The sequence below is a fragment of the Streptomyces sp. NPDC054813 genome, from assembly GCF_053611365.1.
In genome coordinates, this window is sequence record NZ_JBSHAF010000028.1 from 135041 (window position 1) to 144607 (window position 9567).

Genomic DNA, 9567 nt, shown 5'->3' on the forward strand with positions numbered 1-9567 from the left:
GGCAGTCGTGCCGCGGCTCCCGGGCAAGGGATGGCGAGAGTGCGAGGCACACGGTCCTGAGGAGGGCGTCACGTGAGGTCAGTGCGATGCGCGCGAAGCGCCGCGGGCGCCGAATGAGGGGGACGGGACCGGACGGGGGCGAGGAACGCCACCGCGGGGAACGGTTCGCGGACGCGGTGGACGCCCGGCTGCCCGTCCACGACGGGGCCGGTCGGCTGCTGCGCAAGTCCTTTCCCGACCACTGGTCGTTCCTGCTCGGCGAGATCGCCCTCTACAGCCTGATCGTGCTGGTGCTGACCGGCGTGTGGCTGACGTTCTTCTTCACCCCCGAGATGGCGGACGTGGTCTACGAGGGCACGTACGAACCCCTGCGCGGGACGCTGATGTCGGGTGCGTTCGACTCGACCCTCCACATCAGTTTCGACGTCCGCGGCGGTCTGCTGATGCGGCAGACCCATCACTGGGCCGCGCTGGTCTTCGTCGCCGCGATCGGCATGCACCTGCTGCGGGTCTTCTTCACCGGCGCCTTCCGCAGGCCGCGCGAGCTGAACTGGGCCATCGGTGTCACCCTCTTCACGCTCGCCCTCGCCGAGGGCTTCGCCGGCTACTCGCTCCCGGACGACCTGCTCTCGGGCACCGGCCTGCGGATCGCCCAGGGCATCATGCTGTCGATCCCGGTGGTCGGGACGTACTTCGCCATGTTCGTGTTCGGCTCCGAGTTTCCCGGTCACGACATCATTCCGCGGCTGTACACCCTGCACATCCTGCTGCTGCCCGGTGCGCTGCTCGCCCTGGTCACCGTCCATCTGATGCTGGTGTTCTACCTGAAGCACACCCAGTGGCACGGCCCGGGACACACGAACAAGAACGTGACCGGCAAGCCGCTCTACCCCCAGTTCGCGGCCTCCTCCATCGGCCTGTCCCTCGCCGTCTCCGGGCTGCTGGTGGTGCTGGCCGGTGTCGCGCAGATCAACCCGGTGTGGACGTACGGCCCCTACCGACCGGACCAGGTGTCGACCGGCTCCCAGCCGGACTGGTACGTCGGCTTCCTCGAAGGCTCACTGCGCCTCGTCCCGCCCTGGGAGACGAACCTCGCCGGGCACACGCTCATGTGGAACGTCCTGCTGCCGGCCGTCGTGCTGCCCGCGCTGCTCTTCCTCGTCCTGTACGCCTACCCCTTCGTCGAGCAACGGCTCACCGGCGAGGACAGCCACGAGCAGCACTTCAGCGACCGGCCACGTGAGCGGCCTGTGCGTAGTGGCCTCGGCGTCGCCGGCGTCACCTTCTACGCCGTGCTGCTGCTGGCCGGCGGCAACGACGTCATCGCCCAGAGCTTCCGGATCTCGGTGAACGCCCTGACCTGGATCTTCCGGATCGCCCTGATCGTGGCCCCGGTCGCCGCCTTCTTCGTGACCCGCACGCTGTGCCGCACCCTGCTGCACACCGAGCAGGAACTGCTGACCGAGGGCGAGGAGACGGGGGAGGTACGGCAGACCCTCGCCGGTGGCTACGAGAGCGACCACCGCCCGGTGACGTCGTTCCGGCCGGGCGCCCCGCGCAGGCCGCTCAGTCCCCCTGACCAACCCCCCGGTTCAGGTACTGGAACACCAGCCCGGCAACACCCCGAGCCAGAACGCCGAAGCCGATGAGGAACAGCCACAGCCCGAACACCACCCCCACCGCCGCGACGGCGAACCCGAACGCGGTGACGATCGGCCAGGGGCTGTGCGGCGGGAAGAACTCCAGCGGCCCGGCGGAGTCCGCCACCTCCGCGTCCGTACGGTCCTGCGGGCGCGGACCGCGCCGGACGTACTGGGTGGCGCAGAAGAACGACACCATCGCGGCCATCCCGAACGCCACGATCAGCGCCGCCGTACCGGCCGGATCGGCGTCGGACCACACGCCGTAGAGCGCGGCGGCCGCACCGAAGAAGACGGCCACCCCACCGAAGAGCAGTGCCTCGACCTTCACCGCAGCCCCTCCCGCTCCGCCTGTCGCACGATCCCCGGATGGTGCAGGTCGAACGCCGGGGACTCCGACCGCACCCGGGGCAGCGCCACGAAGTTGTGCCGGGGCGGTGGGCAGGAGGTGGCCCACTCCAGGCTGCGTCCGTATCCCCAGGGGTCGTCCTCCTCGACCTGCCGCCCGCGATGGGCCGTACGCCAGACGTTGTAGAGGAACGGCAGTGTGGAGATCCCGAGCAGGAACGCGCCCGCCGAGGACAGGGTGTTGAGCAGCGTGAACCCGTCCGCCGCCAGGTAGTCGGCGACCCGTCGCGGCATCCCCTGCTCACCGAGCCAGTGCTGCACCAGGAACGTCAACTGGAATCCGGGGAAGAGCAGCCAGAAGTGCACCTTGCCGAGCCGTTCGTCGAGCATCTTCCCGGTGAACTTGGGCCACCAGAAGTAGAACCCGGCGAACATCGCGAACACGACCGTGCCGAACAGCACATAGTGCAGATGCGCCACCACGAAGTACGAGTCGGTGACATGGAAGTCGAGCGGGGGCGATGCGAGGAGCACCCCGCTCAACCCGCCCAGCAGGAACGACACCAGAAACCCCACCGACCACAGCATCGGCGTCTCGAACGAGAGCGAACCCCGGTGCATCGTCCCGATCCACGCGAAGAACTTGATCCCGGTCGGCACCGCGATCAGGAACGACATCACGGAGAAGAACGGCAGCAACACCGCCCCGGTCACGAACATGTGGTGCGCCCACACCACCGCGGACAGCATGGTGATGGAGGTCGTGGCCCCGATCATCGGCAGATAGCCGAAGAGCGGCTTGCGCGAGAACACCGGGATGATCTCCGAGACGATCCCGAAGAACGGCAGCGCCACGATGTACACCTCGGGGTGCCCGAAGAACCAGAACAGGTGCTGCCACAGCAACGCCCCGCCGTTGTGCGCGTCGAAGATGTGCGAGCCGAACTTCCGGTCGCACTCCAGAGCCAGCAGCGCGGCCGTGAGCACCGGGAACGCCGGCAGCACCAGGACCGACGTGAACAGCACGTTCCAGGTGAACATCGGCATCCGGAACATGGTCAGGCCCGGGCCCCGCAGGCACAGGATCGTCGTGACGAAGTTGACCGCGCCCAGCGTGGTGGACACGCCGGTGACCACCAGCCCCATCACCCACAGGTCGGCGCCCGCGCCGGGGGAGTAGTACGCGCTGTTGAGCGGCGCGTACGCGAACCACCCGAACGACGCGGCGCCCCCCGGCAGAAGAAACCCGGAGACCACCATCAGCCCGCCGAACAGGTACATCCAGTACGACAGCGCGTTCAGCCGGGGGAACGCCACGTCCGGGGCGCCGATCTGCAGGGGCATCACCGCGTTCGCGAACCCCGCGAACATCGGGGTCGCGAACAGCAGCATCATGATCGTGCCGTGGATGGTGAAGAGCTGGTTGTAGAAGTCCTGGCTCATCAGCTGAAGCCCCGGGCGGGCCAGTTCCGCACGCATGCCGAGGGCGAGCAGGCCGGCGAGGAGGAAGAAACAGAACGCTGTCACCATGTACAGCCGACCGATCACCTTGTGGTCGGTGGTGGTGGCCCAGCCCAGCAGTCTGCGCCCGAGCGGCGCCGGAGCGGCGGAGGACCCGGTCGTCTCGCCGACCGGCTGCGACAGTTCGGTCATGGTCCTCCTCAGCCCAGTCCAGCGCGGGAAGCGCCTCGCGGGTGCCCTGCCCGCCACCCCGGGAGACCGCCGGCTCCCGCGGAGGGGCGACACTCACCGGCATGGCCGATGCGCGGTGTCTGTCCGCTCCGCCGCGACGCTACCGGCGAGCAGCCGCGGGCCACGTCAGCCACGCCCCTTCGGCCTGGGATTCGCTGCCGTGTGGCGGGTACTTGGCGCTCATGCACACCAGCCATGAGCAACTGGCCGCCGCCGGCTCGGCGGCGGGGATGGTGGTCATCGTCGTCTGCGGTCTGCTCGTCGCGGCCGCACTGGTGGCCGCCGTACGTTTCGGAATCGGCGTCCGGCGCAAGGAGTCCCGACCACCACGCCGCGGGGACCACCCCACACTGCCGCCCTCCGGGCCGGTGCGCGAGGAGCAGAGCATGCGCGAGCCGAACGAAGTGCCCCGGGCGACCGGCGACGACGCCCCTCTCACCCCGCACCAGCTTGGGAACGCCTCCAGCAGGCCGAGTGAGAACCAGACCCGTCCGCGCTGGCAGCCCGGCTCCAGCGGCTCCAGCGGCTCCTTCGGCGGGGGAGGTAGCGGCGCCAAGTGACCCGACCCCCGGGCCTTCCGCCCCCGTTACGGAGATCGAAGCCGAGCACCGGATGGCCATATTCGCCCTCCGGATCCATCAGCGCCGGCTTGCCCAACCGCTGCCCGATCTCTCGAAGAAAGCCGCAGAACACATCAAGTCGCTCCTACCCTTGCAACTCCCGCTTGGCCAGAGACATGGGGGCGCCCCCCTCGGCATACGCACGGTGATGGGCCGGCTGGTTCATTGCTCCCGGAAGTTCATTGCTCCCGGAACCACACAGGCACCCGACCGGGTGGACCTGGCCCGGGGCGGCGGCGGTGTCGGACGGACGGGGAACCACTGGTAGCAGGGCGGGACCGACCCGTCCGAGGCATGACCAGCGAAAGGCGGATGGACGATGGGGCACGGCGGAGACGCGCTTGCGGAACTGATGACCGACCACCGGGAGGTCGAGGAGATGTTCGCCCGGATCCAGGGGATGCCGGGTGGCGGGCAGGAACTCCGTGATCTCGTGGACGACGTCACCATCGAACTGGTACGGCACTCGATCGCCGAGGAGGAGTACCTGTACCCGGCGGTGCGCGAGCACATCGAGGGCGGCGACCGGATCGCGGACAAGGAGATCGCGGACCACGGCCGGGTCGAGAAAATCCTGAAGCAGCTGGAGAAGACGGAAACCGACGACCCCAGGATGAGCCCGCTGCTGCAGCAGCTCATGGAGGAGGTCTCCGCCCACGTCCAGGACGAGGAGGACAACCTCTTCCCGATGCTGCGGCAGGCTTGCTCTCCCGAGGCGCTGAACGATCTCGGGGACAAGATCCGCCGGGCCAAGTCCCTGGCCCCGACCCGCCCGCACCCCTCCGCCCCGAGCACGCCGCCCGCGAACAAACTCCTCGCGCCGGGCGTCGGCTTGGTGGACCGGGCCCGCGACCTCATCACCGGCCGCGGAAAGTCCTGAGCCTCCCTCGCAGGAGTTGGTCCGGGCCAGGCGGCACACGTCCGGACTCCTGACGAGGAGTTCCGGCGGGGGCCGCCTGTGACGCGGCTCATTCCCTCTTCGGGCTCGGCGGCCTAGTCTCATGGGTCATGAAGCGGGGCAGCGTGGCTCTGCGAAACAGCTCGCGGGACCGATCTGCCGGACACAGGCGAGCACGTTCCCAAGGGGCCCACCGCCGTGACCGACGATCTGACACCTGTCATAGCCGCCTCCACCCGCTGGCTCCTGGCCGCCTACCCCGCCCCCGGCGGCGCGCTCAGCCAGGCGCTGGCCGAGGCCCAGGCCCGGCAGGCCGTCACCCTCGCCGCTACCCTGCGTTACCCCACCCACCTCGACGTGCAACTGCTCCACCTGCTCGCACCCAGCGGATCCCACGGCCTGGACCGCCTCACCGGATGCGATCCCCAGCCCGACGACACCGCGTGGCGCACCTGGATCGACGAAACCGTCGTCAGCTGGGCGGCCTGCTTCCTGGCCGACCCCGCCCTGGCCACCCGCGCCGCCCGCCAAGCCCTCGCCGTGAGCGAGTACCACGCCGCTGGCGGCCTGCTGCGCCTGACCGACCCCGGGAAGCGGGACACCGAAGCCGCGCCCCTCCTGCGCCATCCCGACCTGCTCGAGAACCTCGCCGACCTGCACCGGACCCAGCTCATGGAACTGATCAGCGTCGACAGCGTGGAACTTCCTTGATCTCAGCGTCCGAGAGCCTGTTGCGCCGCCGGAGAATCGACGAGCTGCCTACGGGCCGCTGAGAGCGCCGTGACCAACCGGCGAGTGCCCTGTGTACGAGTGCGCCTGGTGGCCACCCGTGGTGCCCGTGGTGCCCGTGGTGCCCGTGGTGCGCCGGCCGGGCTTCCGTCGGCCCGGGCCAGGAAACGCCGTGCGCCTCACAGGTCGCGCTTCTCCAGTGGTTTTACGGCGGGACCCTGAAGGATCCGGCCGTCTGGGGCGAAGCGGGACCCGTGGCATGGGCATTCCCACGCCTGCTCGGCGCGGTTGAAGGCGACGAGGCAGCCGAGGTGGGTGCAGGTGGCGGACACAGCTTCGAGCCGGCCGCTCTCGTCGCGGTGGACTGCGCAACGATGTCCGCCGAGCCGCACCACGGCGCCGTCGCCCGGTGCGATGTCCTCCGGCCGGAGACCGGTCAGAGCCGGCAGCCGGTCGCCGATGAGGTGCCGGGCGACCTGAGCCTGATGCTTCAGGAAGGACATCCCCTCACGCGCTACGGGGCCCAGGCGGCGCGGGTCGTACAGACCCGCCCATTCGACCTCGCGTCCGCCGACGAGGTCGCTGATCAGGCGGCCCGCCATGATGCCGCCGCTCAGGCCCCACCCGCCGAAACCGGTGGCCACGTAGGCGTGGCGGCTGCCGGGGTGGAGCGGCCCGACAAGGGGCACGGAGTCGGTGGAGTCGTTGTCCTGGGTGGCCCAGCGGTGGGTGAGCGTGAGCTCGGGGAAGTGGTCGTCGGCCCAGGTGGAGAGCCGGGCGAAGCGCTTGTCGACGTCGGCGGTGCCGGGTGTGAAGTGTTCTCCGGTGACGATCAGCAGGCGTTTGCCGTCCCTGTAGGGAGCGCTGCGGACGGATCGGGTGCCCTGCTCCGGCGTGATGTACATGTCGCGCGGGGCCAGGGCCTCGTCGATGGTCCCGGCCACGACGAGCTCGCGGCGCGGGGAGAGCCGGGTGAACAGCAGGGCCCGGTCGAAGACGGGGTAGTGCGTGGCGACCACGACCTTCTCGGCACGCACCGACACGCCCGAGTCCGTCCCCAGCACACAGGGCTCACCCTCGGTGAGGCCCACGACCCGCGTCCCCTCGTACACCGTGCCGCCGCGCCGACGCAGGTCGTCTGCCAGCGTCAGCAGGTACTTGCGGGGATGGAACTGGGCCTGTCCGGTCACCCGGACCGCCGCGGCCACCGAGAAGGGCAACTCCGTCTCCGTGACGAACTCGGCGGGGAGCCCGGCTTCCCGCGCCGCCCGCGCTTCCGCACGCAACTCCTCCTCCCGCCCGGATTGCTGCGCGTACGTGTAGGCCGCCGCCTCCTCCCACTCGCAGTCGATGCCCAGCTCCGCCACGATCCCGGCGGCATGCCGGATGGCCTCGCTCTGCGACAGCGCGTAGAGCCGCGCGCCCTCGGGGCCGCGGGTCCTGCGCAGGTGGTCGTAGATCAGGGTGTGCAGGGCGGTCAGCTTGGCTGTGGTGTGGCCGGTCACCCCGGCGGCCAGCCGGTCCGCCTCCACCACGGCCACCTCATGCCCCTGCCGGACCAGTTCCCAGGCCGTACTGAGCCCGGCGATGCCGCCGCCGACCACGGCGACCTCCACAGAGAGGTCACCGGACGGCGGCGGGGCGGGTTCGACGGACGGCGCCGTCTCAAGCCAGTAAGATCCCCGGATTCCTGCCTCGGCGTCTTTCATGGTCGTACCCCTGTCTCAGCGTTCATGGCCGTCGGGTTCCCGCCACGGTGAGGTGACACGCGGAACCAGGTCAGAAGCCGCATAACAGCTTCTTCTATCGGCCCAAGGACGGCCGGTTCGCCGAACTGGATGGCCGCGCCCAGGCGATCCAGGACGGGTGTGATGGTCCGGCCTTCCTGTAAGAGATCGATGCCCCCTCGGGTTGATGTACGAGGCGCGGCAGACCGGGGGCGTGTTCCGAGGTAGCCGACCACTTCCCGGACTGCGCGGTTCCCGGTGCGCCCGCGGGCGGTGCGGGACTCCGCAGCGACGGGCTCGACCACGCCGACCGCGGCGGCACGTTGAGGTGCTGGGAGTCTCCCGGAGAGGGGCGAAAGCGGCGGGGACCCGCAGGCCGTGGCGGGTGAGGAGCATGCCCTGGGCGATTCCGATCAGGCAGCTGGTGCGGGCTTTGGCCGCGTAGTCCGAACACCTCGTTCCGCAGGCTCTCGACTTCGCCGGAGAGCACGTCGGCATGGTCCGCCGCGAGCCGGGGCCGGCGGCGGGCTGGGCGGACAGCGCGGGGGCGAGAGCGTCGTGGACCCGGATGCCCCGTAGTTCTCGGTGCTGCGGTACCCGGTGGACCGCCGGTTTCGCGCCTACGACCAGTACGGGAGAGGGAACAAGATGATCGGTGGTTGTCCGCAGGGTCCTGCGCGCCGCGCACAGCGGGAGGAAATTCGCCGCCGCACAGATGGCGGTGCCGGGCGACCGCGGCACTGTCGGGCGGGGGCGATCGCCATGGTGACTGGCTCCCATGGTGCGTCGTGTCCCTGCGGGGTACTCGGCCAGTCCCGGCCGACAAGGCCGGCGGATTGACAGCCGCTTCAACACAACGGACGGAGTGACGACGATGGCCAGCGCCACGGAGACCGGAAAGATCACCGGAACTGCCGACAAGGACTACAACCTTCTCTGGTACGTCGAGAGCTGCCTGGAGAACGCCCTGCGGCTGGACACTTACATCAAGGACGCCGAGCGGGAGAAGGACGCACAACTGGTCGAGTTGTTCACCAAGGCACAGGCTGACAGCCGTAAGGGCGCGGACCTGGGCAAGGCAATGCTGCGCAGTCGCTTGAGCGGCTGATTCCCGGCAGCGGCGGGGATCCCTCCGGGCCCATTCGGCACAACCCGCCGACGGTCCGACAGCAAGGGCCCCCGAAGCCGAGGCCCCGGGGAAGCCCGGGGCTGGCTTCTCATCCCCATAGCGAGGGTCACGGCCGGCGGGATCCGCTCTACGAGGACGACGCCGAAGCCACCTACGGCGGTGGATCTCCTCTCGGGCCCGCCGGGTCCCGTTCGCGCTCTGTTTCGGGCTGCCGGCCGAACGACTTGATCTTCGGTCTGGCGTTCCGCTTGGCTGCCGTGCGGCTTGCGACGGGGATGACCGGGGCCGGCCACGGAATTTGCGCGCAGGTGAGAAAGGGAGTGCGAGCCATGAAAGCAGTGACCTGGCAAGGGCGGCGGGACGTCCGGGTGGAGGATGTACCCGACCCACGCATCGAGCAGCCGACGGATGCCGTCATCCGTATCACGTCGACCGGTCTGTGCGGTTCGGACCTGCACCTCTACGAGGTGCTCACGCCGTTCATGACTCCGGGCGACATCCTCGGCCACGAACCGATGGGCGTGGTCGAGGAAACCGGCGCACAGGTCACGAACCTACGCCCGGGCGACCGCGTAGTGGTGCCGTTCCAGATCTCCTGCGGGCACTGCTTCATGTGCTCGGCGGGCCTGATGACCCAGTGCGAGACCACTCAGGTGACCGGCGAGGGAATGGGTGCCGCCCTGTTCGGATACACCCGTCTGTACGGTGCGGTGCCCGGCGCCCAGGCTGAATACCTGCGTGTACCACAGGCACAGTTCGGGCCCATCAAGGTGCCCGACGGGCC

At 69.6% G+C, this 9567-nt stretch carries 9 protein-coding genes; 6 read left to right on the forward strand and 3 right to left on the reverse strand.

Annotated features, from left to right (window positions below; genetic code table 11):
- Window positions 1–113 precede the first annotated feature (113 nt).
- A complete protein-coding gene (gene qcrB / locus ACWGJB_RS41040) occupies window positions 114–1649 on the forward strand; it encodes a cytochrome bc1 complex cytochrome b subunit (RefSeq protein ID WP_453385111.1) in 1536 nt (511 codons plus the stop codon).
- Here the strand turns inward: qcrB and ctaF are convergent.
- Both ctaF and ctaD read right to left on the reverse strand, forming a co-directional pair.
- Window positions 1567–1971, reverse strand: a complete 405-nt coding sequence (gene ctaF / locus ACWGJB_RS41045; protein ID WP_453385112.1) for an aa3-type cytochrome oxidase subunit IV — start codon at window positions 1969–1971, stop codon at window positions 1567–1569. The genes qcrB and ctaF overlap by 83 nt on opposite strands.
- The gene (gene ctaD / locus ACWGJB_RS41050; RefSeq protein WP_453385113.1) at window positions 1968–3641 is read right to left on the reverse strand and encodes an aa3-type cytochrome oxidase subunit I; all 1674 of its coding nucleotides are present in this window, start codon (window positions 3639–3641) and stop codon (window positions 1968–1970) included. Before ctaD ends, ctaF begins: the two co-directional genes overlap by 4 nt.
- Window positions 3642–3862: 221 nt before the next feature.
- Here ctaD and ACWGJB_RS41055 point away from each other — a divergent pair, with 221 nt between their 5' ends.
- The 3 genes from ACWGJB_RS41055 to ACWGJB_RS41065 all read left to right on the forward strand — a co-directional run bounded on the left by ACWGJB_RS41055 (window position 3863) and on the right by ACWGJB_RS41065 (window position 5909).
- Window positions 3863–4240 (forward strand): DUF6479 family protein, encoded by a 378-nt coding sequence (locus ACWGJB_RS41055; protein ID WP_453385114.1) that lies wholly within the window; start codon window positions 3863–3865, stop codon window positions 4238–4240.
- A 379-nt stretch (window positions 4241–4619) separates the two neighbouring features.
- Entirely contained in the window at window positions 4620–5180 is a 561-nt protein-coding gene (locus ACWGJB_RS41060) for a hemerythrin domain-containing protein (RefSeq protein WP_453385115.1), read from the forward strand.
- A 216-nt stretch (window positions 5181–5396) separates the two neighbouring features.
- On the forward strand, window positions 5397–5909 hold the full coding sequence (locus ACWGJB_RS41065; RefSeq protein ID WP_453385116.1) for a hypothetical protein: 513 nt from the start codon (window positions 5397–5399) through the stop codon (window positions 5907–5909).
- A 197-nt stretch (window positions 5910–6106) separates the two neighbouring features.
- On the opposite strand, the gene ACWGJB_RS41070 is transcribed toward ACWGJB_RS41065, so the two are convergent.
- Window positions 6107–7636 carry an FAD-dependent oxidoreductase gene (locus ACWGJB_RS41070; protein WP_453385117.1) on the reverse strand — a complete coding sequence of 510 codons (1530 nt, stop codon included), beginning with the start codon at window positions 7634–7636 and terminating at the stop codon, window positions 6107–6109.
- A gap of 892 nt (window positions 7637–8528) precedes the next feature.
- Here ACWGJB_RS41070 and ACWGJB_RS41075 point away from each other — a divergent pair.
- Together ACWGJB_RS41075 and ACWGJB_RS41080 are read left to right on the forward strand one after the other, a co-directional pair.
- On the forward strand, window positions 8529–8762 hold the full coding sequence (locus ACWGJB_RS41075; RefSeq protein ID WP_453385118.1) for a hypothetical protein: 234 nt from the start codon (window positions 8529–8531) through the stop codon (window positions 8760–8762).
- 350 nt (window positions 8763–9112) lie between these two features.
- Window positions 9113–9567 (forward strand): alcohol dehydrogenase catalytic domain-containing protein (locus tag ACWGJB_RS41080; RefSeq protein ID WP_453385125.1); only part of this gene is annotated, 455 nt, incomplete at its 3' end.

Excerpts from the sequence above, each read along its gene's own strand:
- ACWGJB_RS41070 (WP_453385117.1), bottom strand. The coding sequence starts at position 7,636 with ATGAAAGACGCCGAGGCAGGAATCCGGGGATCTTACTGGCTTGAGACG.
- ACWGJB_RS41075 (WP_453385118.1), top strand. The coding sequence starts at position 8,529 with ATGGCCAGCGCCACGGAGACCGGAAAGATCACCGGAACTGCCGACAAG.
- qcrB (WP_453385111.1), top strand. The coding sequence starts at position 114 with ATGAGGGGGACGGGACCGGACGGGGGCGAGGAACGCCACCGCGGGGAA.
- ctaD (WP_453385113.1), bottom strand. The coding sequence starts at position 3,641 with ATGACCGAACTGTCGCAGCCGGTCGGCGAGACGACCGGGTCCTCCGCC.
- ACWGJB_RS41060 (WP_453385115.1), top strand. The coding sequence starts at position 4,620 with ATGGGGCACGGCGGAGACGCGCTTGCGGAACTGATGACCGACCACCGG.
- ACWGJB_RS41055 (WP_453385114.1), top strand. The coding sequence starts at position 3,863 with ATGCACACCAGCCATGAGCAACTGGCCGCCGCCGGCTCGGCGGCGGGG.